Source organism: Flavobacterium sp. 38 (assembly GCF_057799715.1).
Window position 1 is genome coordinate 290,185 of the sequence record NZ_JBYNWZ010000004.1, and the last position, 25,016, is coordinate 315,200.

Below are 25,016 nucleotides of genomic sequence, written 5' to 3' on the forward strand. Positions count from 1 at the left end.
GCACCATCAATTATTAATGAAAACATAACTATGTCAAATACAATCGAAAAAATTAAATGCCTTATTATAGGTTCTGGTCCTGCCGGATATACTGCGGCTATTTATGCAGCCAGAGCTAATATGAATCCAGTATTATATCAAGGAATGCAGCCTGGCGGTCAATTGACGACTACTAATGAAGTTGAAAATTTTCCAGGTTATGTTGATGGAGTAACAGGACCTGAAATGATGATTCAGTTACAAGAACAAGCAAAACGTTTTGGTGCAGATATTCGTGACGGATGGGCAACAAAAGTTGATTTTTCTGGAGGTGTTCATAAAGTTTGGATTAACGATTCTATCGAATTGCACTGCGAAACTGTAATTATTTCTACAGGTGCTTCGGCTAAATATTTAGGATTGCCATCAGAACAACATTACCTAAATATGGGTGGTGGAGTTTCTGCTTGTGCGGTTTGCGACGGATTCTTCTACAGAAATCAAGATGTTGTAATTGTTGGTGCGGGAGATTCTGCTTGCGAAGAAGCGCATTATTTATCTAAACTTTGCAAAAAAGTAACCATGTTGGTTAGAAGCGAGAAATTTAGAGCTTCTAAAATTATGGAAGAGCGTGTTCGTAAAACAGAAAATATCGAAATCTTAATGAATCACGATACTGTGGAAGTTCTTGGAGATAATAATGTAGTTCATGCTATTAAAGCATTAAACAAAACTACTGGAGAAGTTATCGAAATTCCTGCAACTGGTTTCTTCGTAGCAATTGGACACAAACCAAACACAGATATCTTTAAAGATTATATTACACTAGACGAAACAGGTTATATCGTAAACACTCCAGGGACATCTAAAACGAATGTAGAAGGTGTTTTTGTTGCTGGTGATGCTGCAGATCATGTTTACCGTCAAGCAATTACTGCTGCAGGTACAGGATGTATGGCTGCGCTAGATGCTGAAAGATATTTGGCTTCAAAGGAATAAATTTTTTGTTTCAAGTTAATCTGAACTTGCTATAAATATAAAAGTCCCTTTCTTTCGGAAGGGACTTTTTCATTATATTTTTAAACTCTAAAATAATTTATAAGTTTACAATGTCGATGTTTTTGGTTTTGGTGCGCCTGGTTTTTTTATCAGTTTTGCCTCTTCGCTAAAACGTGTAAGTTCTATTTTTGGATCACCAGATAGTGAAATTTCAGACTTGTCTCCAGCTGCAATTGTGATAGTGTTTTCTGCTAAAATGCTCGCAACAGAAGAACCTTCGGCAGTAATATTCGCATCTTTCAAAGTAAATTTTACTCCAGTGAAAATAGAATTATTGTCTAGCCTAATTGTAGCTTTTTCAGCAATACCTTCAATTGCAGCAGTTGATCTCTGATATAAATCGCATTTGAATTTTATAGCAGAAACTAATGTTTTAACTGAAGCATTTTTGCTCAATTGCAAATTTCCATCTTCAGCTTTTAAGTTTAACTCTGTTTTAGTTTTATCATCAGCAATTAGGGAGAATCTCTTTGAATTTACGTTTAAAAATAATTTAGAAAAATCAAGACAATTCATTGTGATATCATCCAATTGCAATTCTTGAATGGCATAAACTATAGCTTCATTTTTTGTAATGACCTTATTTAAAGATTTAGTATACGTTACTTTTACAGCTAACTTCTTGAAAATAGTAGATTCTTTATTAGTGTATAATCGAAGCGTTTTTTCTCTTAAATCCATTCCGATAATATCATGAAGATTATCATCGGCTTCAATTTTAATTTCGTTTTTTTCTCCTTGCTCCAAATAAACTTCCAAATTATCATCGACTTCAAGAGCGTCAAAACTTCCAACTTCTTTTATCGAGGTCGTTACAATTTTAGAACCTTTAATTTTTTCTCTTTTTTGTGCAAAAGTGAAAGTTGTAACAAATAATAATAAGAGCAGCGCTGTACTTTTTTTCATTAATTCTAGATTTGATTTTGACAAATATAAAAAAATCATCCACTTTCGGTGAATGATTTCTTTTATATTTAACAGTTCCACTTTTAGCTTTTGCTTACGCTTCCTCCAGAAGTTGCCGATTTTTCAACCGTTTTTGGATTACCGCTGTAGTTGATATTTCCTCCGCTAGAAGCATCTGCTTTTAAGCTTAAGATTGGACGTACAGAAACAGTTCCTCCGCTAGAAGCATCAGCATGAACTTCATTTGCCATAAGTTTTTCGGCATCTATACTTCCTCCGCTTGACGCTGAAGTAGTAAGACTTAGCGCTTTACCTATAATATCTACAGAACTTCCGCTTCCGGCATCAATTGCAATTCTGTCCGATTCGATAGTAACATCCATCGATGCTGCGCTTGAGACGTCCAAAGTAATATCTTCACTTTGAATAGTGCCATTAGTTTCAACAGTTGACGCACTCGAAGCTTCTATTTTATGAACAGCAGGCATTTTTACCGTCACCGTTTTTGATGTAATGTTGCGGAAAGAGCTGTATTTGCATTCAATAATTAGCGTTCCATTTTCTACTCTTGTAACGATTTCTTTTTGAAGATTATCATCGGCCTCGACAGTAATTTCTGTTGCGTCAGACTGCTCAATAACCAAATCGATGGCATTGCTTACAGAGATATTTTTAAACTCCCCGTCAACGGTTCTTTTTTCTGTTGTAACATTTCCGCTTCCTTCAATAGAATTCATGTTAAAATTACATGAAGCAAACAGTAAAGCAGTAATAGTTATAATTATAAATTTCGTAATATGGATGATTATTTTTATCATGGTTTAGTTAGTTTTGATTATCACTCCGTTTTTATCTGTGGTTAGTCTTCCTTTAGTTTTTTTTCCGTTTATAACTTCTTTTCCGTTAATTTTAACCGAAACTTCTTTTATCGTGTCTGCAGCTTCAACGGCAGCTTCATTAACGTCTTCATTAATATTCTCGTAATCATTTTCATAGTTATTCTCGTAATTGTTGTCATTGTCCTCATCAGCAGGGCAGTTCAAACATCTTACTTTAGACCCGATAACTTTATAATTGTAATCTCCATTGTAATTTAATTCAAAGAAATTATCGTCTGAATTGTAGTAATCTCTAACAGAAGAATCTGGTTTAATCAGTTGCCCTTCTGGTACATAAAGATAAACATCAACTTCTTGTCCTCTGAATTTATTTTTTACATCTGTCAGAAAATAGTTATCCAAAATTAAATGATTTCCGTTAATTTGAAACTTATAATTAATTTTTTCTGCTCTTTTCTTTGCATTTGTAAAAGAGTTGCCTCTTGCACTTTTTTCGATCTGAATAAACGGAGCCGATTCATCTGTGCGCAATACGTGTAAACGCACGTCATTAGAATAAATCAATTCGTTGTTTGCAGAGTCCTGTACAAATTCAAATTCTCTGTAATGGTTCAAACTTTTTGTGTAATAATCATTGTACTTAAATTTGATGTACAAAGTATCAGCCGGTTTGATGGCAAAAACTTTTTTCTCTACTATTTTATTGTCGTATGAAATTTCAGTTGCCTGTTTAATTCCGATACTTGTAAGAATCGCGATAGAAATAATCCAAAGAGCCAAAAGCGTATATTTTGTAATATTTCCGATTGATTTTAAGTTTGGAGATAACAATTTAAATCCTAAAAGTGTCAGGAAGAAAAACGGAATTCCAACAGCAAAGAACATTAGCAATCCAAATGACCAAAGCGGATATTCTGTAAAGTTTCCAGCTTCAATAAAATTTTGCCAAGGGAAATCAATAAAAATGTTAGTTCCCAAAGTAAAAACGCCAATCAGCAACATGATTAAAGTTGAAATCCCAGATATAATTAGAATCACTCCTAAAAATTTAGCAAAGATTTTAAAAACCGTCATCACAAAGTCTCCAAATGAACTACTTATTCTCCCAGCTCCCGACTTTACCTGGTTTCCCATTTTGTCATAATCTGCATTTTTAAATTTATCAGATAATGAGTCAATTTCTTCGCGAACTTTTTTTTCGATGTTTGAAATCGTTACAGGCTCTCCAGTCATTTCTAATTTTTCTGAAGTCGTAACCGCTTCAGGGGTTACGATCCAAAGAACGAAGTAAGCTAGAATACCAGTTCCAAAACCTGCAAAAACGAATATTAAGAATACAATTTTGATCCAAACAGCGTCAATTCCAAAATAATGTCCTAAACCTGTCGCCACACCTCCAATCATACCTTTTTCTTTATCGCGGTATAATTTTTTGTGTTTTCTTGCATAATTATTAAAAGATTGAGCCGTTTCCTCATCTTCAATTCGGTAATCTTCTGGCTGTCCCATTACCGCAATCACTTCGTCAACATCTTTCAGTCCAACAACATGTTTTTCGCTTTTTTGTTTTTCTGTCAACAATTCAGAAACACGCATTTCGATGTCTTTAATAATTTCATCCTGACCAGATGAGTTGTTAAGTGATCGTTTTATAGCGTCAAAGTAGCGTGTCAATTTTAAGTATGCATCTTCATCGATGTGAAAAAACATCCCGCCTAAGTTAATATTTACTGTTTTGTTCATGACTTATTGATTTTGATTGGTGATTAGATTTACGGCGTCGGATAATTCTGTCCAAGTGCCGCTAAGTTCGTTTAAAAATGTTTGTCCTATCTCGGTTAATCCATAATATTTTCGAGGTGGCCCAGAGGTCGATTCTTCCCAGCGGTAATTTAGCAAACCGTCATTTTTCAGTCTCGTTAACAACGGGTAAACGGTTCCTTCTACAACTAGTAATTTTGCGTTTTTTAAAGTGTCTAATATTTCAGAGGTATAAGCATCTTTTTCTTTTAGAACTGATAAGATGCAAAACTCAAGAACACCTTTGCGCATCTGTGCTTTTGTGTTTTCAATGTTCATAATTTCATTTTGTTTTTTTTTGATTGAACAATTCGTTTTTTGATTGATGATGATATGATTGATGATTGATTTTTTGGAGCTATTTCCTGCTATCCGTTTCAATCTTTTGTGTCTCGTTAAAGAAACGAGACACAAAAGGATTTCCACTTCTATCAGGGCTAAAACTCCCGTATGTATAAGAACTTTTAATCTTTAACGTCTAATTACTTTATAAAAGGAATCGTAAGCGGATATTTGTATAATTCTCCGTTTGAAGCTTTTATAGAAGCATAAATCACTAAAAAGAATTCAACAAATTTTAATAATCCGAAAAGGATAACAGCTGTAATTCCTACACTTAACATTCCAATGTTTGCCTGAAAGTTAAAGTTTCTAATTACATAATCGTCGTCATTAAAAACAGCTTCTATTGGAAGATTCTGTAAAAAAACAGTTACGAAAATCGGAATAGCAATAAGTGCTAAAATCAAAGAGTAAAGCAAAATGCTTAACTGAAAATTCAAAGCCTGTTTTCCGTGATGATCTGCAAATTCAGATTTGTCTTTATAGTTCGTCCAAATGATTAGCGGAAAAATATAGTTACCAAACGGAATTATATATTGGCTTAAAGTACTCAAATGAGTAAATGCTGCTGTATTCTTTTCTGATGTTTTTTCCATGATGAGTGGTGTTGATTGTTCCATGATTAAAAGTATATAGTAATTTCTTATGCAAATATATGTCTAAAAAACAGTATCTTGTTTTGCATAGTACTAATTATTAACAAAAATTTAACAAATATAAGATTGTGAATTATCCTTTAAATTGCTGAAAATCATCCGAAAGTGCCGTGGTTAAAGGCTTTATATTCCTGTTAAAAGAATTTATTGTGCGTGCATAGTTTTTTTGTATTTTTACATAAAAAATATATTCTATGGCACTTTCGGTATCAAAACTTAATAAATTCGTCTTATTCAAATTGCCTTCAGCATACTTTTGCGGAGTTCGTGTAAAAGATATAAACGATAGCAGCTGTACAGTAACAGTAAAGCACAGATGGATCAATCAGAATCCGTTTAACTCAATGTATTTTGCAGTTCAGGCAATGGCGGCAGAGCTGACAACTGGAGCTTTAGTGATTTCGCAGATTCAGCAAAGCGGTAAAAAAATCTCTATGTTAGTAGCCAACAACAAAGGAAACTTTACTAAAAAAGCAACAGGAAGAATTACGTTTGTCTGCAAAGACGGACATTTAATTGCCGATGCCATCAAGAAAACCATAGAAACTGGAGAAGGGCAGACGTTCTGGATGAAATCTATAGGAACAAATGAAGAAGGAGTTCAAGTTTCTGAAATGGATTTTGAATGGAGTATTCGCGTGAAATAATTTTTATTTTCTTTTGCCACGAATTGCACTAATTCTCACGAATTAATATGTAAAACATATGAACTTTGACAATTTAAATTTTTGTCAAAGTTTTTTTTATTAGATTCAAATTAGAAATTAGCGAAAATTAGTGTAATTCGTGGCTAATAAAAAAGACCTCGTTTTTAGCGAGGTCTTTCTGTTGAAATTGAATTTCGTTTATTTCTTAGTACAACAAGATTTTTTATCTTTTTTCTCCGTTGTCTTTTTGCAGCAAGATTCTTTTTTTGCTTTTTCTTTTGTTGTAGGTTTCGTTTCTTGCGCTGTTACTCCAATTGAAAATAGAGCCACAGTTAAAGCTGTAATTACTTTTGTCATTGTTCGTTTTTTGATGGTTTAGATTTTATTTTTGATGAATCAAATATAGCAGGAATTCTTATAGCTGATTCTTACAAATTGTTAATGTTTTTGTAAACTTTAAGATGAACTTAAATAACTTATATGGTTCAAAAACAAAATCAATAATTCAAGTTCACCCCAAATCCTATTCCCATGTCGCTGTCATAATGCGTTGTGATTCCGAAGTTTCTGCCAACTACATATTTCAATCCCGCCATATATTCTTTATCTGTATTCCACATTAAATTCATTCGCAAACGTCTCGAAAGCGGAATATCTTTTCGTTCAAATTGCAAACGTACATTTCCATCCGTATAGACTTCGACTTGTGCTTTTATCAGCATCGGTAGAGTATATTCTAAACCTGCGCTAAAAACGGAGCGATTATCTTTAGTGTTTTTCTGTCCGAAAATATTCTGTTCCTGTTCATCCATTCCCATTTTTCGATAGCGCCAGTCAAAACCGATGAAAGGCATCAGCCATTGATTTTTACCAATATATCTTCCAATATGCGTTTCCGTTTCATAACCATGTTTGTCGTTGTAACCCAAACGCCATTCCGTGCCGATGCTCCAGCGTGTGTTGCTGTACATCGCTTCACCGTCGTTTCCATTCGTGGCAAAATCATTCTCGGCCATAAAATGAAACATTCGATCGTCCATTTTCAGCATTTTAAAAGCCATTTCGGGATGATGAATCAACGGATTTGGAGCTGAATTTTCGTAACTAAAAATCCTTCCCATTCCTGCCATCATGTGATACAGGATATGGCAATGAAAAAACCAGTCGCCATCTGCATTGGCTTCAAATTCAATGGTGTCGGTTTCCATTGGCATAATATCCAGAACATTTTTTAGAGGAGAATAATCTCCATGTTCGTTTAAAACCCTAAAATCATGTCCGTGCAAATGCATTGGATGGCGCATCATCGAACCATTATATAAGGTAATGCGAACAATTTCTCCTTTTTTAATTAAGATTTTATCCGTTTCAGAAACTACTTTATTATCCAGACTCCAAACATAACGATTCATATTTCCAGATAACTCAAAACGCAATTCTTTTACCGGCGCGTCTTTTGGAAGATTGGTTTTGAAAGGCGATTTCAGCATTTCATAATTTAAAGTCACAATTTCCGCAGTTTCCGTACTGTCACTTTCCATTTTCATTCCTTCCATATTATGATTCGAATGATCCATTGCAGGTTTTGCATTTTCATCTTCACCTGAAATTTCAGGATACATTACAGCGTTCATGTCCATTTTATTCAAAGACATATTCATGCCCATATCGTTCATTTCGCCATTCATTTTCATCATATCGTTCATCATTTTCATGCCTTCAAAATATTTTAATTTCGAAAGATGATGAACAGGTTGTTTTTCTCCATTTCCTAAAAACAAAGAAGCAGATCCCGTTCTGTCTTCGGCTGTAGCCAAAAAAGCAAAAGCTTTATTATCTTCTGGAATCGTGACTACAACATCATACGTTTCAGAAACGGCAATAATCAAACGATCAACTTCTACGGGTTCAACATCATTTCCGTCGCTGGCTACAACGGTGATTTTTCCTCCGCCATACGTCAGCCAGAAATAACTTGATGCGCCTCCGTTGGCAATTCTCAAACGGACTTTTGAGCCTGGTTTTAAATCAGAAAACTGCAACTCATTTTTGCCATTTATCAGGAACTTTTCATAATAAACATCGCTCACATCCATAGCGTTCATTCGCTTCCATTCGTTAGTCACTTTGGTTGAAAAATGTCCTTGTTTGATGGCTTCTGCATAGCTTTGCGTTGTTCCTTTTTTTATGGCAAACCAATCGTTGGCATTGTGCAGCATTCGCTGAATATTCTCAGGTTTCAAATCCGACCATTCGCTCAAAATAACCGGAATCGTTGGCAAATCGTCAATTCCTTTTCGAATTGTTGAATCGTCTTTCTTTTTATTGATGATGAAAAGCCCGTACAAACCAATTTGTTCCTGAAGTCCCGAATGACTGTGATACCAATACGTTCCGTTCTGGATAATTGGAAAAGTATATTTATGAGTTGTTCCTGGCTTAATTGGCATTTGCGTCAAATACGGAACGCCGTCTTCTTTATTCGGAAGAAATAATCCGTGCCAGTGCATTGCGGTGTCTTCGTTTTCTAGATCGTTGTGCACGTAAATTTCTGCAATATCGCCTTCGGTAAAAGTCAAAGTCGGCATCGGAATTTGTCCGTTTACAGCAATGGCACGTTTTTCTTTACCCGAAAAATTGACAATTGTATCTCGAACGTGCAAATCGTAACGCACGACTTTTTGTGCCTTTAACTGAAAAGCGATTAGAAATAAAAGAAGAATATATTTGATTTTCATACTATATTATAATTTGTTTTTTAACACATAGAAACATAGATTTCTGTATCTAAAAAAAGTGAGTGAAAGAAACTCGTTTCCACACATAGATATACTATGTGCATTGAAGCAAGTGAAGCGCCTTTAAACACAAAGCAGAACTATGTTTCTATGTGTTAAAAAATAATTACGCCCCAACGGTTACAATTTTAGATTTCGTAAACGTAAAGCATTCACAATTACTGAAACAGAACTTAAACTCATAGCAACCGCTGCCAACATTGGCGAAAGCAGAATTCCGAAAATGGGATATAAAATTCCTGCCGCAATTGGAACGCCCAAAGTGTTGTAAATAAAGGCAAAGAATAAATTTTGTTTGATATTTGACATTACAGCGTGACTCAAGTTTTTAGCTTTTACAATTCCGTGCAAATCGCCTTTTACCAAAGTTATTTTGGCACTTTCGATCGCTACGTCAGTTCCCGTCCCCATCGCAATTCCGATATTGGATTGCGCCAAAGCCGGAGCATCATTAATTCCGTCGCCCGCCATTGCCACAATTTTTCCTTCAGCTTGAAGACGTTCTATTTCTTTTAATTTATCTTCTGGAAGACAATCGGCTTTAAACGAACTCAAATGCAACTGATCGGCAACGGCTTTTGCTGTGTTTTTATTATCTCCCGTCAGCATAATAACTTCAACACCTTGAGCGATTAATTCTTTGATTGCTTTGGCACTATTTTCTTTTATAGCGTCGGTAATGGTTACATAACCTAAAACCGTTTTTTCAATAGAAATATAAGAAACCGTTTTTCCGAGATTTTGTTCGGCAACGACTTTAGTTTCCAAATCTTCAGAAATTGAAGCGCCAATTTCATCCATTAGCTTTTTATTTCCTAAAGCTATTTTTTTGTTTTCGATAGTTCCCAAAACACCTTTTCCTGCAATGGTTTCAAAATCTTGAACTTCTTTTGTAGAAATATTTCTAGCTTTAGCGAAATTAACAACCGCCTGCGCCAATGGGTGTTCGCTATGCTGGTTTAAAGAAGCAATGTTTTGAAGCAGTAAATTTTCGTCATTATTTAAAGCGAATATTTTTTCTACGGAAGGTTTTCCTTCCGTAATAGTTCCAGTTTTATCGGTAATTAAAACATCGATTTTATTCATGTTTTCCAATGCTTCAGCATTTTTGATTAAAATTCCCTGTTGCGCGCCTTTTCCAACACCAACCATAACCGACATCGGAGTTGCTAGTCCTAAAGCGCAAGGACAAGCAATAATTAAAACCGCAATCGCATTAATTAATCCATAAACATAAGCTGGTTCTGGACCAAATTTTGCCCAAAGGAAAAAGGTTAAAACCGAAATAATTACAACAGTCGGAACGAAATATTTAGAAACGCGATCGGCTAATTTCTGAATTGGAGCACGCGAACGGCTCGCATCATTTACCATTTGGATAATTTGTGATAGCATGGTTTCTGAACCTACTTTCTCGGCAACCATAACAAATGATTTGGTTCCGTTTATAGTTCCTGAAATTACAGCATCGCCCGTTTTTTTATCTGCAGGAATTGGTTCTCCGGTAATCATAGATTCGTCAATACTGCTTTCTCCTGAAGTTATTTTTCCGTCAACTGGAATTTTTTCTCCGGGTTTTACACGAAGCAAGTCGCCTTTTTTGATATTATGAATGGAGATTGTTTTATCAATTCCGTTTTCTACTAAAGTAGCTTCGGTGGGAGCCAGTTTTAAAAGTTCTTTTATCGCTCCGTTGGTTTGCCCGTGCGCTTTAGCTTCTAACAATTGTCCTAATAAAACTAAAGTGATAATGACGGTTGCCGCTTCAAAATACAAATGAATCGTTCCGTGATGTGATTTGAATTCAGGCGGAAAAATATCTGGAAAAAACATTCCGACCAAACTAAAAATAAAAGCCACGCTCGTTCCAATTCCGATTAGCGTAAACATGTTTAAATTCCACGTTACAATCGATTTGTAAGCGCGAACAAAAAACATCCACCCTGCATAAAATAACACGGGAAGCGAAAACAGAAACTGAACCCAATTCCATTTTTCAATCGACATTATATTATATAAAGGATTATTCGGAATCATTTCTGACATTGAAATAATAAAAATTGGAAGTGTAAACAAGATCGCAATTTTCATTTTTTTCAATAAATCGGTATACGTTTTATTTTCTTCGTCTGAAGCCTGCATCGGAACCAAATCCATTCCGCAAATTGGACAATCACCAGGTTCATCTGAAACAATTTCAGGATGCATTGGACAAGTATATTGCGCCGCTGAAACAGTAACCTGCGGCACTAAATCCATTCCGCAGACTGGACAATCTCCGGGTTTGTTATAGGTTTTATCTCCTTCGCAATGCATCGGACAGTAATAAACACCGTTTGCACTGTGCTGATGTACTTTTTTTGTTTCTGTTTTATGATGTGAATGCTCTTCTTTTTTATGACCTGAACAGCAAGATTTAACTGCTTCGCCGTGATTTTTGGGAGAATCCATTTCAATTGTATAATTCCCTGCCGCAGCTAAAACTTTCTGAAATTTTTCTGTTGGAACATGTTTTTCCATTGTGATAGTAGCGGTTGGCGGATTTAATGTTACTTCTGCCTGAACACCTTCGACTTCATTTAAAGTCTTTTCTACTTTGGTTCGGCATCCGTTGCACGACATTCCTGAAATTATATATTGATGTTTCATTGCTTTGTTCTTTTTGGTATACAATGCAAATTTCCGAACTATAAGCGGGTTCGGTTTGTATAATTTTGGGGATGATTTGTAAGATTTACTAAGATACGGTTTTTTTTTAATGCGTTTATTTTTTAATCGCAAAGCACGCAGAGAGTTACGCAAAGGGCGCTAAGATTTTATTTATTTGAGATTTTAAAAAGCTCGCAAAGTTTTTACTGGACTTATTTAATCGCGCAAAGCCGCGAAGTCGCAAAGTTTTTGTTTCACGCAGATTTAAAATGATTTAAGCAAATAAGAATAGATTTTAAAAATAAAAGATCAAATTAAATCTGCTGTAATTTGCGAAATCTGCGTGAAATAAATCTTTAATCTTCAGCCAAAAAACTTTGCGCTTTTGCGGCTTTGCGAGAAGGCCATAGCCCAAGATTTTAACCTTGGGTACGCAACGATTTCGTCATAACGAATGTCCTACCTGCATGTACCCAAGGTTGAAACCTTGGGGTATGGTTATAATTTTTGTGTTTAATTAAAAATGTAAAATAAAAGGTTAGCAAAAGCTTAAAAAAATCTTTGCGAACCTTGCGTAAACCTTTGCGATTAAAATTTATTGTAATAAAAACAGCACGATTTTTGTATCTTTGTTTCATAAATAAAAGATTATGAAAACAATAACTATAAACGAGCGTACAAAAGCAGGAAAGACATTGCTTGAACTTGCAAAGTTGTTAGCTGTGACAAATAAAGGTGTAAAAATTGAGGAAGAAGAAAGTCCATACAATCCTGAATTTGTTGCTGAAATTCAGAAAAGATATGCCGATTATAAAAGCGGAAAATCTAAAGCTACAGTAATTGATCCAAATGATATATGGGGAAGTTTAGGATTGAAATAATTCCCGAGGCACAATTAGAAATTGCAAAACATCTTAAGTCGGGTAATCAAGCGAGCATTAAGAAAATTGCAAAAATATTAGAAGAATTGGCGGAGCATCCTTTTGAAGGAATTGGAAAGCCGGAGGCTCTTAAATATCAATTTTCAGGATTTTGGTCTAGAGAAATAAATAAAAAAGATAGACTAATTTATAGTGTTGAGGAAGAAATTGTAACTGTTGTAGTAATTTCTGCAATGGGACATTATAATGATAAATAGAAAAACGTGCTAATTATTAGCACGTTTTTTTATTTATTTTTTGAGAATTTCGTTTATGAATATAGCCCAAGGTTTCAACCTTGGGTACGTAACGAATTTCTACTCTGTATGTACCCACGGTTGAAACCGTGAGCTATAGTTATAATCTTTGCGTTGAAAAATATAAAAATAAAAAGGTTCGCAAAGCTTAAAAAACTTTGCTCCCGATAGCTATCGGGATTGCGTAACTCTCTGCGTTCTTAACGGTTAAAAAACTTTTATAAATTCTCCAACTGAATACGGTTTTTATCTTTTAATTGCTTAAAACCAGTAGGAGTATGGCCAGTAATTTTTTTGAATTGATTACTCAAATGTGCGACGTTGCTGTAATTAAGAATATCGGCAATTTCGCTAAGCGAATGTTCATCATAAATCAATAATTCTTTTACTTTTTCAATTTTCTGGCTGATGAAATATTTTTCGATCGTAGTGTTTTCAACTTCAGAAAATAAATTGCTTAACGAATTATAATCTTGGTTGAGGTTTTCTGCCAAGTAATCTGAAAGATTAATTTTTAGATCATTGTTTTTTCGGTGAACCAAATCGACAATCAGGTTTTTTATTTTCTCGATTGTTTTTGTTTTTTTATCATCGATTAAATCAAAACCAATAGATTGAAGATTCTTCAATAAAATATCTTTCTGATTTTCATTGATTTCTTCCTCAATTTCAGCTTCTCCCAAATGAACAGAAATAGGATGAAGTCCGAGTTGTTCTAACTCAGACTTCACTACCATTATGCATCGGCTGCACACCATATTTTTGATGTAAAGCTTCATATTATTTAATCGTTTCTACCACATTTCCGCAAGTAAGCATAGAAGATCCATAGTACGGATTTTTAACTGCTTTTTCTTTACTTAACCAATCAGCATCGGCCATTGGGCAGTATTGTTTGTAGATTGGCTGGTCTGGATTTGAAACTTTTATTAAATCGTAAGTATTTTTAGAAAGCGATTTAAATGTCTCTCTCTGTTTTTTAAGATCTGTAGTTGCTGAAATACTTTTAGCATCAGCAGTTAATTTTTTAACCACTTTCATCCAAACGGTATGTTCGTTGCTTTTTAATTTATCCATTTTTACAGCGTTAATGGCAGTCAATAAAGTTGCAGCTTTCGCCGAAGTCAATTTGCTGTCACTTTTTATAAGTGCATCTTTTACGGCAAAATAAGAATCATAAACAGACTGTAGCTGACTTGCATCAACGATTTCTGTTATTCCAGATTCTGATTTTGTGGTGTTTGCTTGAATAGTATTGGCGCTAAATAATACTGTTAAGACTGTTGCTAAAGCTATGATTGATTTTTTCATTGTATATAATATTAGGTAAAGGATTTAATTTTCCTTTAAAATTAATTAAAAAATTTGGTTTCAAAAAAGACCCAATATGGGCTGTCACAAATGCAATAATTATATTTTCGGCTTTAGCCAAATAGAAGTAAATCCAGAAGAAATAGTTGAATTACTGTAGGATGAAATAGTGTTTTTTAAAAAAAAGTTGAAAACATCTTTTTGTAAATCAAAATCATTTGAAGTTAAAATGACAAATTGCAAGGCAGAGGCAGTACAGCCCGAATGACGGCATTTTCCGTCACAATTGTGTTTTTCTTGCTTGGAAGTTTTCTTTTCACAGCATTTTTTAGAACAGCTGTTTTCTTCTTTTGTGCTAATTTCTTTTTGATGTCCGCTATTGCATGCATGGCTGTAACCGGGGTTCCAAAAGAAACTCAGCGTTAGAAAAAGCATTACTATGTGGATTCTTTTGGTCAAAGAAATTATTTTTAGAAGTACAAATTTAGTTAAAAAATATTCGAAGAAACTTTTTTTAAGATTTCGCTAACTAGAGTTTCTTAAAATCGGTTGGTTTCATGTTTTTGCGTTTCTTGAAATAATTCGTCAAATGACTTTCGTCTGTAAAACCAAATTCGTACGCAATTTGTTTGATTGGCAATTGATTGTTGTGAAATCTTTTTTCGATTAAAGCCATTCTCAAATTTTGAATATATTCGCGATAACTAATGCTGAAAGTTCTTTTGAAATAAGCACTAAAATAAGTTTGAGCAATATTAAAATGTTCTGCAATAACTTTTACCTGAATCAATTTTGGCTGATAAATATTCTGATGAATGTAATTGGCAATTTGCTCATTATCTAAATGTGTCGATTTCATCTGCAGATTCATGCCTCGAATCGTTTCTTTAATTAAACCAAAAATGGAAAGAATCTGATAGAAAACAATTGGCGAAGATGTAACGTCAATATAATGATTATAAGTTACGATGTTTTCGACTGTGTTTCTTAAAATTGTTTTGCAGGGTTCATCAAATTTTAAAACTGTTTCTTTTAAGATTTTATCTCTCATGAAGCTTTCAGGAGTATTCACCAAAAACTCATCGCAGGTTAGATTCTGTTTGGAGTTGAAATAATTGTCGGTGAATTCTATGAATATAAATAGTGTGCTTTTCTTTATATCAAAATAATGTTCATCGTCTGGCGAAATTACAAATAGATCTCCTGCTTTGTAGGGTAATAAGTTGTTATTCAAATGATGAATGCCACTTCCTTTTTTAATATAGATAATTTCGTAATACGTATGAGTATGCGGAGGAAGATGAAATTTCTCTTCTTCAAATTCATCAAGGACAAGAGTTTTAAACTGATTTAATTTTGGCATAACTTAAATGTACAATTTTATATCACAAATTTACAATTTATTTTCAGGTTAACGGCGTTAAATTTGCATCGTAGAAATCTATTCCTTTCTACAGTAAATCAAAATGAAAAAAAGTCTTATTGCACTCTCTTTAGGAGGGTTAACTATTGGAATTACAGAATTTGTAATGATGGGATTACTCCCAGATATTGCTTCAGATATGAAAGTCTCTATTCCCGTTGCTGGATATTTAATTTCAGCTTACGCGCTTGGAGTTGTTATTGGAGCGCCTTTATTAGTAATCGCAGGAAGAAATTATGCGCCTAAAAAAATGCTTTTAATATTAGCTTTAATGCTGGCCGTTTTTAATGCTTTGTCCATTATTGCTCCTGATTATAATGTATTATTTGCTTCTCGATTTTTATCTGGATTGCCACACGGAGCATTCTTTGGAGTGGGTGCGGTAGTCGCAAGCCGTTTGGCAGATAAAGGAAAAGAAGCGCAGGCAATTTCTATAATGTTTGCGGGTTTGACTATCGCTAATTTAATAGGTGTGCCAATCGGAACTTATATAGGACACCATTTTATTTGGCGTTATACTTTTGTGTTAATTGCTATTGTTGGCTTATTGACCTTTTTAGCTATTTATTTATGGATGCCAAATCTTGAAAAGGGAGAAAGTGTGAATATGAAAACGCAACTTCAGTTCTTTAAGAAAACAGAAGCTTGGCTAATCATCGGAATCACTGCTATTGGTTTTGGAGGTTTGTTTGCTTGGATCAGTTATATTGCTCCTTTATTAATTAATGTTTCTAAATTTTCGCCAGAAGATGTTTCTTCAATTCTGATTTTGGCAGGATTAGGAATGGTTGTCGGTAATTTTGTTGGAGGAAAATTGGCCGATCGTTTTTCACCGGCTCCGACAACTCTGGCGCTCTTACTTGTTATGTCGACCGATTTGGTTTTGGTTTATTTCTTCTCGTTCAATCAATATATGTCTTTATTCCTAACTTTCTTAACTGGAGCTATTTCATTCTCGGTTATTGCGCCAATTCAGATGCTAATGATACGCACAGCAAAAGGAGCAGAGATGATCGCTTCGGCTTCATTGCAAGGAAGCTTCAATATAGGTAATGCATTAGGAGCGTTTTTAGGCGGTTTACCATTGGCGGCTGGGTTTAGTTATTCTTCTCCAAATCTTATAGGAGTTGTAATGTCTGTGATCGGCATGATTATTACTTTCATCTTGATGAGGTTACATCAAAAACAGGTTCGAGTACAGCCTATCTAATTCTAAAAATTACATTCTTTTTAGCCCTTAACGTTTGTTTAAGGGCTTTTTTTTTGTTTTGAAAATAACGAAACTTATAGTCAAAATTACTTTTTCCCTCGCGATTAAATCTTTTTTATAGGTAAAATCACTATAAAATTTTGCTGATATTTCCAGTTCTTAAAATTTTTTTTAGTACTATTTTAACTTTTTAAGTGTGAAATCAACACCTAAAAATTTCGTAATTAATATTCATGTAATCGATTGTTTTTTTTGCAAAAATCGAATCAAATGAACGATTAATAATAATATATTTAATATTTTATATTAGCATAAATTATATATGTCACATAAAAAGCGGATATAATTTTTAATTTGTAATTTTTTTTATGAAATTTTTAGGAATTTTTATTTTTCATTTCGAAAAAATATCTATGTTTGTGTAATCGATTACAACTTTTTTTCCTTGTTTCGAAATCGATTAAGTAAAAAAGGCTGAAAATGTACTAAACGTAAAGCTTTAATACAGATATAAATAAAGTATTGTTAAAATAAAACCACAAAAATTAACTAAAAAATGAATTGAAAGTAACCACAAAAAACCACTTAAACCAAAAAGAAAAAACATTAATAACTTAAACAATCAACCATGAACTTTAAAGAACTATTAAACAAAGGAGCAAATTTTTGCTTTAAACTTGTTTTCTTACTGTGCTTATTGATCGGTAGTCAAGTACACGCACAGGGCACAACGATAGAGGGAACCGTGAAGGATGCCGCGGGACTTTCTCTTCCTGGGGTAAACGTCTTAGAAAAAGGAACTAAGAACGGAACTTCTACCGATTTTGACGGACATTATAAAATAAAGCTTACCAACCCGAAAGCGGTCTTAAGTTTTTCTTTTATAGGATTTAAAACCATTGACATTTCAGCTGACGGAAAAACAAAAGTAAATGCAACGATGTCTGAAGATTCTAATAGCTTAAATGAAGTTGTTGTAATTGGATATGGAACAGCTAAAAAATCTGATTTGACTGGAGCGGTTTCTACAATATCAGGTACCGACCTTAAAAAAGTACCAGTAGCCAATGTTGCTGAAGCATTAACAGGTCGTATTGCTGGTGTACAAGTAACGGCAGCAGAGGGTTCTCCAGATGCAGATATTAAAATTAGAGTTCGTGGAGGAGGGTCTCTTACTCAAGATTCTTCGCCTTTAATTATTGTGGACGGTTTTCCGATCAATAATATGAATGATATTTCTTCATCTGATATCGAGACAATGACGGTTTTAAAAGATGCGGCTTCAACTGCAATCTACGGATCTCGTGGTGCAAATGGGGTTATCCTTATTACAACAAGAAGAGGCAAAGATGGAAAAATGGCAGTAAACTTCAATATGTTCTATGGCATGAAAACTATGGCTAAAGAAATTGATGTTTTGTCGCCAGAAGATTATACTAAATGGCAGTACGAATATGCATTGCTTTCTCAAAGTGGAACAAAAGTAGCTTCTAATCCCGATAGTTACACAAAGTATTTTGGAAACTGGGAAGATCACGATCTGTATAACGGTTTAAAAGGTGATAATTGGCAAAAGCAAGTTTTTGGACGTAGAGGTGAAGTGCAAAGCCGTGATTTGGGAATTAGAGGAGGAACAGATAAGATTAATTATAATTTTAATTATGCTCATTATGATGAAAAGGCAATTATGATCGGTTCAAATTATAAAAGAAATAACCTTTCATTGGCTTTGAATAGCAAATTAAGTGATAAGATTGATGTTGGTTTTACAGTGCGTTATTCAGATACAGAAGTTGATGGTGGTGGTGTAAATGAGCAAAATGAGAAATCTTCATCAGATTCACGTATGCGTACTATTGTAGGATATGCACCACTTCCTGTATCGGGATTAACTTCTGAAGATGTTAATGGCGATGGGACAGATATGCTAATAAATCCTTTTACTTCTATTTCTGATAATCAGCGTCAGCAGTTCCGTAAAAACTTTAATATGTTAGGAAGTTTTGGATGGGAGATTGTAGACAATTTAAAGTTGAAAGTAGATTTAGGTTTGGATAATTTTAATAATCAAGATTATCGTTTTTACGGTCTAACTACTTATTATGTAGCTAATTCTCCAATTGCGACTTTACAGAATATGCCTGCAATGATTATGTCAGACAATAAAGAGAAGCGTTTTAGAAATGCAAACACATTAAACTACGATTTCAAAAAATTAATGGGAGAGGATCATCATTTAACAGCTCTTGTTGGAGAAGAAAGTATTACATATACAACAAATACGCTAACAAATACAATCCATGGATATCCTACTTTTTTTGATTTTGAAAAAGCAAAAACATTAACAACACAAGGAACTCCACAATCTGTAGATAATTATTACAGTCCAGATGATAGATTATTATCATTCTTTGGACGTGCAAATTATGATTACAAAAATCGTTACATTTTATCAGCTACGTTTCGTGCAGATGGTTCTAGTAAATTTCAAGAGCAAAACCGTTGGGGCTATTTTCCAGCATTTGCAGCAGGATGGAAAATTTCTGAAGAGAATTGGTTAAAAAATAAAAGTTGGTTAAGCCTTTTAAAGTTGAGAGCTAGTTATGGTGAGGCAGGAAATAATAATATACCTGTTGGTCAGCAAGTTCAAATTTTCCAATCTACAGCGACTACATGGATTAATGGTGTTACTAGTGTTTGGGCACCTTCTAAAACAATGCCTAATCCTGATTTGAAATGGGAAACGACAGTAACTCAGAATTTTGGTTTGGATTTTGCATTTTTCAAAAATCGCTTAAGTGGTAATTTTGATGTCTATAAAAATGTTACCAGCGACTTGTTAATCAATTTTCCAGTTTCTGGAGTTGGATATGATTATCAATACCGTAACATGGGAGAAACACAAAACACAGGTTTTGAGGCTACTGTAAATGTTGTTGCGATTGAAAAAGAGAATTACGGACTTAATTTTTCATTCAACATGGGAGTAAACAAAAACCGTATTAACTCACTTGGGGTTATGAGCGATTTTGGACAAGCAACAGGATGGGCTTCTTCTCAAATCGGAGATGATTATCTAGTAGCAGTAGGATCTTCGTTAGGTAGTATGTATGGCTATAGAAATGATGGTAGATATGAAGTTTCAGACTTTGATTATGTTGGAGGAAAATATGTTCTAAAAAGTGGTGTAGTGAATACCTCTACTTCTCTAGTAGGAAGCGGAAGTACCCTTATGCCTGGAGATATGAAATTGAAAGATGTTAATGGAGATGGTATAGTAGATATAAAAGATAAAACAGTTATTGGTAATGTTAATCCTAAAAGCACTGGTGGTTTTGTAATCAACGGTAATGCTTATGGATTTGACTTAATGGCGGCTTTCAACTGGAGTATTGGTAATGAAGTATATAATGCTGATAAAATTGAATTTTCTACTGCTACAGCTTCAGGAAGATATAAAAACTTAAACTCTACGATGGCAGACGGTAAGAGATGGACAAACTTAGATCCAGCAACGGGACAATTAGTAATAGATAACCCTGAAGCTTTAGCAGCTCTTAATACTAATACAACGATGTGGTCTCCATATATGAGAAGCGCTATTTTTACTGATTGGGCTGTTGAAGACGCCTCTTTCTTAAGATTAAATACTTTAACATTAGGGTATACAACACCTCAAATGTTTACATCAAAACTTGGAATTTCAAAGTTGAGATTTTATTTAACGGCTAGCAATGTTTTTGTTTGGACTAACTTCAGTGGTTCTGATCCAGAAGTTTCAACAAAAAGGAAAAATCCACTTACACCAGGTGTTGATTCAAGCCCTTATCCAAGAAGCAGACAAATGATTTTTGGTATGAATCTTAATTTCTAATTTAAAAGACAACAAAATGAAACATAAAATAATAATAGCGGGATTGATAATTTGTAGTCTATTTAGTTCTTGCCAGCAATTTGAAGACGATTATTTAGATACAGATGCAAAATCAACATTAGATCCAGCGTTGATCTTTTCTGAAGTGGCACTTGCCAAAGGAGCTGTTGATGGAATAAAAGTACCATTTGCAGAGACTAACTCTTATAGAGGAAGATTTTTACCATATTACGGATTAAATACAGATACAGAATGGTACAATACTTCGCAAACAGCTGGTGATAAAGCAGATTTATGTGTTTATGATGCTAAGCCAACTAATACCGAAATGAATACAACCAATAACGCTTATGCGATGATGTATTCAGGTATTGAACGTGCTAATGTTTGCATTACAGGTATGCGTCAATATGGAAATCCTGTACCAGGATCAGAAATGGGACAGCTATTAGGAGAGGCTTTAACATTAAGAGCTATTTACTATGCCGATTTGCTTAAATCATGGGGAGATGTTCCAGCTCGTTTTGAGCCTATTACTACTGCTACTTTATATTTGCCTAAAGCAGACAGAGATATTATTTATAAACAATTAATCGCAGATTTAGGAGAAGCTTCTACATTGGTTGCTTGGCCTAACCAAACTTCTTACACGAGTACAGTAGAACATGTAAATAAAGCTTTTGTAAAAGGATTTAGAGCACGTTTGGCTTTAGCAGCAAGTGGTTATCAGCAATATCCTGACGGAGTAAGAAGAAGTACTGATCCAGAACTTTCAGTAGCAAACATGTATGCATTAGCATTAAAAGAATCTCGCGAAGTGATTCAAAGTGGCACTGCGCGCTTAGAATCTACTTTTGAAGGATTATGGAGAAAATACAATGAGGAGAATACTGCAGCAGGAGGAGAGTCTCTTTGGGAGCTTCCTTTTTCTGATGGACGTGGAAGAATGTTATTCACTTTTGCAGTAAAACATACCGCAGCAGCGGATCAGTTTCAAGCAAATGGAGCTAACCGTGGAGGTGTAGCAGGACCATTACCTTTTGTTTTTTACGATTATGATCAAGCAGATGCACGTAGAAATGTTACTTGTGTACCTTATAAATATGGCACAGCGACAAATGGTATTGCTAAGCAAGAGCTAGGGACTTTAGATACTTGGTATTTTGGTAAATACCGTTACGAATGGATGAAGCGTTATGTAACTTCTACAAATGATGATGGAGTTAATAAAATGTATATGCGTTATGCTGAGGTACTTTTAATTGCTGCTGAAACAGCAAACGAATTAGAAGGCCCAGGTGCAGCAATGCCATACTTAAAAGAAGTTCGCAGAAGATCATTTTCTTCAGCAGACCAAGCAGTGAAAGTTGAAAATTACGTAAATGCTTTAACTAGTAAAGAAGCAATGCTTAATGCTCTTGTTGAAGAAAATAAGTATGAATTCACAGGCGAAATGGAGCGTAAGCAGGCTCTTATTCGTTGGAATTTGCTTAAAGTTAACTTAGACAAAGCGAAACAAAAAATGGCAGAATTATCTACTCGTACTGGACAATATGCTGACGTTCCAGCAACTTTATACTACAAATACCAATCGGATAATGTAAGTTTAGATATCTATGGGCTTAACCGTGGAGAAACTACTAATCCAGGTGTATTATATTCATCTACTCCGTGGACATGGACAGGAACAACTGCTGATGCTAAAATAGCTTCATTGTATAAAGTAGGAGTTAATCCTGATAACAGACAATATTGGCCAATATGGCAAGTGTTTCTTGATGCAAGTAATGGTCAACTAAAAAATGATTTCGGTTATTAAAATCTTTCAAAAAACTTATAAGTTATTATGATGAAAACAATAAATATATTTAAAGGATTAATAGCCATATTACTTCTTTCAATTGCTGTTTCAAGCTGCGAAAGTTATAATGAAGCGCTATTAGACGGTATAGGGAATTCAAGGGAATTCTCGCCTATTGGACTTAAAGCTACAATTAGAAATAAAACTGCAGTTGAATTAAATTGGACGACTAAAGCAGATGAAAAAGCAGATCATTACGTAGTAGAATTTAGTGCCGATGATCCAAGCTTCAGCACAATTTACAAAACTATTAATGTAGCGCCAAGTGAACTTCCTATACTAGTACCTCTAGAAGGAGAAACGGTTTATTCTATTAGAGTAAAATCTGTCACTTCAGGTTTAGAAGATTCTAAATGGTCAGTTATAACCGCTACAACATTGTCAGAGCAAATAATGTTCCCAGTTCAAGATTCAGATATTCAAGCAACTCAAGTTACATTAAGATGGACTCCAAATAGCGCGGTAACACAAATTACAGCTATGCCTGGAAATATTACTCATACTATTACAGCAGCTGAAAAGACTGCCGGTGTAGCTACTCTTACAGGCTTAACTCCTGAAACTGCTTATACGGCAATTTTATACAACGGTACTAAGAAAAGAGGTGATGCAACATTCACAACTGGAATTGATATTGGAACGGGAATATTAGTTAAGGTAGGAGATGATGTGCTTCAAAAAATTGCTGATGCGCCTTCTGGTTCTATATTAGTTTTTATGCCAGGTGATTACACAGCTCAAACTGGAACAATAGCAGTAAATAAAACATTGACTCTAAGAGGTCTTAGACCAGGTGATAAACCAAAACTTAAATTTAATTTCACGTTAGCTAATAATCCTGCTAATTCAAGTGAAGTGGTTAATTTCTCTTTAATCGATATTGATTTAAGTGGAGCTGGCACAACTGGAGGTGCAATCGCAATTAGTTCGCCAGCTGCGACAAATTTAGGTGACGTTTTAATTAGCGGTTCTTATGTTCATGATTTCCCATCACAATTAATGTATGGAAATGCATTAGCAAGACTAAAATCGTTCTCTGTTGATAATAGTATTATTGAAAATGTAAATACTGCAGGATCAGCTGATTTTATCGATTTCAGAACAGCTTATGTAGCAAGCGTTTCTTTAACAAAAAGTACATTTGATAACTGTTCTTCTCGTGATTTCATACGTTTAGATGCTGCTGCAACTTTAACAGGAACAGGTTTAACTAGCAATATCTTAATTGATGCATGTACAATTTATGCGCCTACACTTCCTGCAGCAAGTAGAATCTTGTATGTGCGTTTTGCTGCAAATGCTTCAATAGTGCGTAATACAATATTAACTGTTGGATCAGCATCTTATACAAATAATGCTGCAACCGCTGCTCCTGGGTTCTCAAATAACAATAATTTCAATTCGCCTAATCTGCAGGCAACAGGAAGTAATAATAGACCAGATGCTTCTGCAACTGTACTAGACCCTCAATTTCCTAATGCCCCTAACGGTGATTTCACAGTTAAAAATCAAACATTAATTGATAGAAAAGTAGGAGACCCTCGTTGGATCAAATAATAAAAAATCGTGGTTGATTAAATAGAAAAAGCGGGATACAATTTATTTTGTGATCCCGCTTTTTTATTTTTAATATCGGTTTCAGTTTCCTTAGGTAAACGAACAATTATTCGATAGAAAAATCAAATTTTTGGAGCAAACCCGCAAGTGCTGTATGAGAAACCTTTGTGCCTTTAATTTTATTTTCTGACGGATCAAAAGCATAATTTCTGGAAGTTCTAAAATCGGTTTTTTCTAGAATGCTATCTGCGAAAGTGGCACCAGAAAGATCACAATTTTTAAAAACCGCTAAAGATAAATCAGTATTCGAGAAATCGGTTTCTTTTAGAGAGCAATCTATAAAATTGGTTTTCTTTAGTTTTTTATAAATGAAAGTGGAATATTCCAAAATGCAATCATCAAAATTCATTGAAAATAAAAAACTGTTGCAGGCGCTAAAGTCCAATCCCATTAATTTACAGCCAATAAATTTGATGTTTTTTAATCCAGTATTTCGTAATGTGGCTAAAGAAATATTGCAGTTTTTGAAAGTGCAATCTAGAAAGTCGTTATGGCTTAAATCGCTTTTAGAAAAATTACAGTTAAGGAACTCGCAGTTTACAAATTCGGTATTTGCTAGACTTTGTTCCGAATAATCGATGGTTTCGAAAGTTCGGTTTTGGTATAATTTTGATTCCATATAATGATAAGAAGGCGTGTGTATTTTATTCCAATTCGATGCATTCAAAAACCGTATTGTTTTGAAGCAGGTCTGCGACATTTAATTCGCTGTCAACTCTTAAGATATTATCACAGTCTTCAAGGTCGAAATTCCACTGAGACTGCGGTAATAATTGATTTAGCAATGCAGAAGCCGATTCGAATTTGCTCTGATTATCAACGGAAGTTTTAAAAACATAAATCATAGTTTGCATTTTTGAGGAAGCAA

22 protein-coding genes are annotated in these 25,016 nt (G+C 34.4%); 8 read left to right on the plus strand and 14 right to left on the minus strand.

Annotation, left to right across the window (positions count from 1 at the left end):
• Positions 1 to 30 precede the first annotated feature (30 nt).
• Complete coding sequence (gene trxB, locus AC3E9W_RS12635) at positions 31 to 978, plus strand: thioredoxin-disulfide reductase (RefSeq protein WP_306159207.1); 948 nt, start codon at positions 31 to 33, stop codon at positions 976 to 978.
• Between the two features lie 105 nt (positions 979 to 1,083).
• Here the strand turns inward: trxB and AC3E9W_RS12640 are convergent, their stop codons facing one another.
• The 5 genes from AC3E9W_RS12640 to AC3E9W_RS12660 form a co-directional block, all read right to left on the minus strand.
• On the minus strand, positions 1,084 to 1,944 hold the full coding sequence (locus AC3E9W_RS12640) for a GIN domain-containing protein (protein ID WP_306159205.1): 861 nt from the start codon (positions 1,942 to 1,944) through the stop codon (positions 1,084 to 1,086).
• 83 nt (positions 1,945 to 2,027) lie between these two features.
• Positions 2,028 to 2,762, minus strand: a complete 735-nt coding sequence (locus tag AC3E9W_RS12645; RefSeq protein WP_488768608.1) for a head GIN domain-containing protein — start codon at positions 2,760 to 2,762, stop codon at positions 2,028 to 2,030.
• Between the two features lie 3 nt (positions 2,763 to 2,765).
• The gene (locus tag AC3E9W_RS12650) at positions 2,766 to 4,526 is read right to left on the minus strand and encodes a PspC domain-containing protein (RefSeq protein WP_306159202.1); all 1,761 of its coding nucleotides are present in this window, start codon (positions 4,524 to 4,526) and stop codon (positions 2,766 to 2,768) included.
• Positions 4,527 to 4,529: 3 nt separating this feature from the next.
• Positions 4,530 to 4,862 carry a PadR family transcriptional regulator gene (locus AC3E9W_RS12655; RefSeq protein WP_008464689.1) on the minus strand — a complete coding sequence of 111 codons (333 nt, stop codon included), beginning with the start codon at positions 4,860 to 4,862 and terminating at the stop codon, positions 4,530 to 4,532.
• Positions 4,863 to 5,065: 203 nt separating this feature from the next.
• Positions 5,066 to 5,521, minus strand: a complete 456-nt coding sequence (locus AC3E9W_RS12660) for a DUF4870 domain-containing protein (RefSeq protein ID WP_306159198.1) — start codon at positions 5,519 to 5,521, stop codon at positions 5,066 to 5,068.
• A gap of 254 nt (positions 5,522 to 5,775) precedes the next feature.
• Here AC3E9W_RS12660 and AC3E9W_RS12665 point away from each other — a divergent pair, with 254 nt between their 5' ends.
• On the plus strand, positions 5,776 to 6,228 hold the full coding sequence (locus AC3E9W_RS12665; RefSeq protein ID WP_111285737.1) for a DUF4442 domain-containing protein: 453 nt from the start codon (positions 5,776 to 5,778) through the stop codon (positions 6,226 to 6,228).
• A 198-nt stretch (positions 6,229 to 6,426) separates the two neighbouring features.
• Here AC3E9W_RS12665 and AC3E9W_RS12670 read toward each other — a convergent pair whose 3' ends face one another.
• From AC3E9W_RS12670 to AC3E9W_RS12680, 3 genes are all read right to left on the minus strand, one after another.
• Positions 6,427 to 6,585: a hypothetical protein gene (locus AC3E9W_RS12670; RefSeq protein ID WP_488768611.1), complete on the minus strand. Its 159-nt coding sequence runs from the start codon at positions 6,583 to 6,585 to the stop codon at positions 6,427 to 6,429.
• A 140-nt stretch (positions 6,586 to 6,725) separates the two neighbouring features.
• Positions 6,726 to 8,966, minus strand: a complete 2,241-nt coding sequence (locus tag AC3E9W_RS12675; RefSeq protein ID WP_488768613.1) for a multicopper oxidase family protein — start codon at positions 8,964 to 8,966, stop codon at positions 6,726 to 6,728.
• 180 nt (positions 8,967 to 9,146) lie between these two features.
• Positions 9,147 to 11,675 (minus strand): heavy metal translocating P-type ATPase, encoded by a 2,529-nt coding sequence (locus AC3E9W_RS12680; protein ID WP_488768615.1) that lies wholly within the window; start codon positions 11,673 to 11,675, stop codon positions 9,147 to 9,149.
• Positions 11,676 to 12,325: 650 nt separating this feature from the next.
• Here AC3E9W_RS12680 and AC3E9W_RS12685 point away from each other — a divergent pair.
• Positions 12,326 to 12,556, plus strand: a complete 231-nt coding sequence (locus AC3E9W_RS12685) for a DUF2683 family protein (protein ID WP_488768617.1) — start codon at positions 12,326 to 12,328, stop codon at positions 12,554 to 12,556.
• The gene (locus tag AC3E9W_RS12690; RefSeq protein ID WP_306159186.1) at positions 12,532 to 12,813 is read left to right on the plus strand and encodes a Txe/YoeB family addiction module toxin; all 282 of its coding nucleotides are present in this window, start codon (positions 12,532 to 12,534) and stop codon (positions 12,811 to 12,813) included. Before AC3E9W_RS12685 ends, AC3E9W_RS12690 begins: the two co-directional genes overlap by 25 nt.
• A gap of 257 nt (positions 12,814 to 13,070) precedes the next feature.
• Here the strand turns inward: AC3E9W_RS12690 and AC3E9W_RS12695 are convergent, their stop codons facing one another.
• The 4 genes from AC3E9W_RS12695 to AC3E9W_RS12710 all read right to left on the minus strand — a co-directional run bounded on the left by AC3E9W_RS12695 (position 13,071) and on the right by AC3E9W_RS12710 (position 15,526).
• Positions 13,071 to 13,631, minus strand: a complete 561-nt coding sequence (locus AC3E9W_RS12695) for a helix-turn-helix domain-containing protein (RefSeq protein ID WP_488768619.1) — start codon at positions 13,629 to 13,631, stop codon at positions 13,071 to 13,073.
• A gap of 1 nt (position 13,632) precedes the next feature.
• Positions 13,633 to 14,163 (minus strand): DUF3347 domain-containing protein, encoded by a 531-nt coding sequence (locus AC3E9W_RS12700; protein WP_488768621.1) that lies wholly within the window; start codon positions 14,161 to 14,163, stop codon positions 13,633 to 13,635.
• Between the two features lie 99 nt (positions 14,164 to 14,262).
• Entirely contained in the window at positions 14,263 to 14,622 is a 360-nt protein-coding gene (locus AC3E9W_RS12705; protein ID WP_488768623.1) for a hypothetical protein, read from the minus strand.
• A 70-nt stretch (positions 14,623 to 14,692) separates the two neighbouring features.
• The gene (locus tag AC3E9W_RS12710) at positions 14,693 to 15,526 is read right to left on the minus strand and encodes an AraC family transcriptional regulator (protein WP_488768625.1); all 834 of its coding nucleotides are present in this window, start codon (positions 15,524 to 15,526) and stop codon (positions 14,693 to 14,695) included.
• A 103-nt stretch (positions 15,527 to 15,629) separates the two neighbouring features.
• Here AC3E9W_RS12710 and AC3E9W_RS12715 point away from each other — a divergent pair, with 103 nt between their 5' ends.
• From AC3E9W_RS12715 to AC3E9W_RS12730, 4 genes are all read left to right on the plus strand, one after another.
• Complete coding sequence (locus AC3E9W_RS12715) at positions 15,630 to 16,796, plus strand: MFS transporter (protein WP_306159176.1); 1,167 nt, start codon at positions 15,630 to 15,632, stop codon at positions 16,794 to 16,796.
• Between the two features lie 628 nt (positions 16,797 to 17,424).
• Positions 17,425 to 20,670, plus strand: coding sequence for a SusC/RagA family TonB-linked outer membrane protein (locus AC3E9W_RS12720; protein WP_488768627.1), 3,246 nt, complete (start codon positions 17,425 to 17,427; stop codon positions 20,668 to 20,670).
• Between the two features lie 16 nt (positions 20,671 to 20,686).
• Positions 20,687 to 22,489 (plus strand): RagB/SusD family nutrient uptake outer membrane protein, encoded by a 1,803-nt coding sequence (locus tag AC3E9W_RS12725; RefSeq protein ID WP_488768630.1) that lies wholly within the window; start codon positions 20,687 to 20,689, stop codon positions 22,487 to 22,489.
• Positions 22,490 to 22,516: 27 nt separating this feature from the next.
• The gene (locus AC3E9W_RS12730) at positions 22,517 to 24,088 is read left to right on the plus strand and encodes a DUF5123 domain-containing protein (protein WP_488768632.1); all 1,572 of its coding nucleotides are present in this window, start codon (positions 22,517 to 22,519) and stop codon (positions 24,086 to 24,088) included.
• Positions 24,089 to 24,194: 106 nt separating this feature from the next.
• On the opposite strand, the gene AC3E9W_RS12735 is transcribed toward AC3E9W_RS12730, so the two are convergent.
• Both AC3E9W_RS12735 and AC3E9W_RS12740 read right to left on the minus strand, forming a co-directional pair.
• On the minus strand, positions 24,195 to 24,815 hold the full coding sequence (locus tag AC3E9W_RS12735; RefSeq protein ID WP_306159168.1) for a pentapeptide repeat-containing protein: 621 nt from the start codon (positions 24,813 to 24,815) through the stop codon (positions 24,195 to 24,197).
• On the minus strand, positions 24,793 to 24,993 hold the full coding sequence (locus tag AC3E9W_RS12740) for a hypothetical protein (protein ID WP_488768634.1): 201 nt from the start codon (positions 24,991 to 24,993) through the stop codon (positions 24,793 to 24,795). Before AC3E9W_RS12740 ends, AC3E9W_RS12735 begins: the two co-directional genes overlap by 23 nt.
• Positions 24,994 to 25,016 lie beyond the last annotated feature (23 nt).

Excerpts from the sequence above, each read along its gene's own strand:
- trxB (WP_306159207.1), top strand. The coding sequence starts at position 31 with ATGTCAAATACAATCGAAAAAATTAAATGCCTTATTATAGGTTCTGGT.
- AC3E9W_RS12640 (WP_306159205.1), bottom strand. The coding sequence starts at position 1,944 with ATGAAAAAAAGTACAGCGCTGCTCTTATTATTATTTGTTACAACTTTC.
- AC3E9W_RS12645 (WP_488768608.1), bottom strand. The coding sequence starts at position 2,762 with ATGATAAAAATAATCATCCATATTACGAAATTTATAATTATAACTATT.
- AC3E9W_RS12650 (WP_306159202.1), bottom strand. The coding sequence starts at position 4,526 with ATGAACAAAACAGTAAATATTAACTTAGGCGGGATGTTTTTTCACATC.
- AC3E9W_RS12655 (WP_008464689.1), bottom strand. The coding sequence starts at position 4,862 with ATGAACATTGAAAACACAAAAGCACAGATGCGCAAAGGTGTTCTTGAG.
- AC3E9W_RS12660 (WP_306159198.1), bottom strand. The coding sequence starts at position 5,521 with ATGGAAAAAACATCAGAAAAGAATACAGCAGCATTTACTCATTTGAGT.
- AC3E9W_RS12665 (WP_111285737.1), top strand. The coding sequence starts at position 5,776 with ATGGCACTTTCGGTATCAAAACTTAATAAATTCGTCTTATTCAAATTG.
- AC3E9W_RS12670 (WP_488768611.1), bottom strand. The coding sequence starts at position 6,585 with ATGACAAAAGTAATTACAGCTTTAACTGTGGCTCTATTTTCAATTGGA.
- AC3E9W_RS12675 (WP_488768613.1), bottom strand. The coding sequence starts at position 8,966 with ATGAAAATCAAATATATTCTTCTTTTATTTCTAATCGCTTTTCAGTTA.
- AC3E9W_RS12680 (WP_488768615.1), bottom strand. The coding sequence starts at position 11,675 with ATGAAACATCAATATATAATTTCAGGAATGTCGTGCAACGGATGCCGA.
- AC3E9W_RS12685 (WP_488768617.1), top strand. The coding sequence starts at position 12,326 with ATGAAAACAATAACTATAAACGAGCGTACAAAAGCAGGAAAGACATTG.
- AC3E9W_RS12690 (WP_306159186.1), top strand. The coding sequence starts at position 12,532 with ATGGGGAAGTTTAGGATTGAAATAATTCCCGAGGCACAATTAGAAATT.
- AC3E9W_RS12695 (WP_488768619.1), bottom strand. The coding sequence starts at position 13,631 with ATGAAGCTTTACATCAAAAATATGGTGTGCAGCCGATGCATAATGGTA.
- AC3E9W_RS12700 (WP_488768621.1), bottom strand. The coding sequence starts at position 14,163 with ATGAAAAAATCAATCATAGCTTTAGCAACAGTCTTAACAGTATTATTT.
- AC3E9W_RS12710 (WP_488768625.1), bottom strand. The coding sequence starts at position 15,526 with ATGCCAAAATTAAATCAGTTTAAAACTCTTGTCCTTGATGAATTTGAA.
- AC3E9W_RS12715 (WP_306159176.1), top strand. The coding sequence starts at position 15,630 with ATGAAAAAAAGTCTTATTGCACTCTCTTTAGGAGGGTTAACTATTGGA.
- AC3E9W_RS12720 (WP_488768627.1), top strand. The coding sequence starts at position 17,425 with ATGAACTTTAAAGAACTATTAAACAAAGGAGCAAATTTTTGCTTTAAA.
- AC3E9W_RS12725 (WP_488768630.1), top strand. The coding sequence starts at position 20,687 with ATGAAACATAAAATAATAATAGCGGGATTGATAATTTGTAGTCTATTT.
- AC3E9W_RS12730 (WP_488768632.1), top strand. The coding sequence starts at position 22,517 with ATGATGAAAACAATAAATATATTTAAAGGATTAATAGCCATATTACTT.
- AC3E9W_RS12740 (WP_488768634.1), bottom strand. The coding sequence starts at position 24,993 with ATGATTTATGTTTTTAAAACTTCCGTTGATAATCAGAGCAAATTCGAA.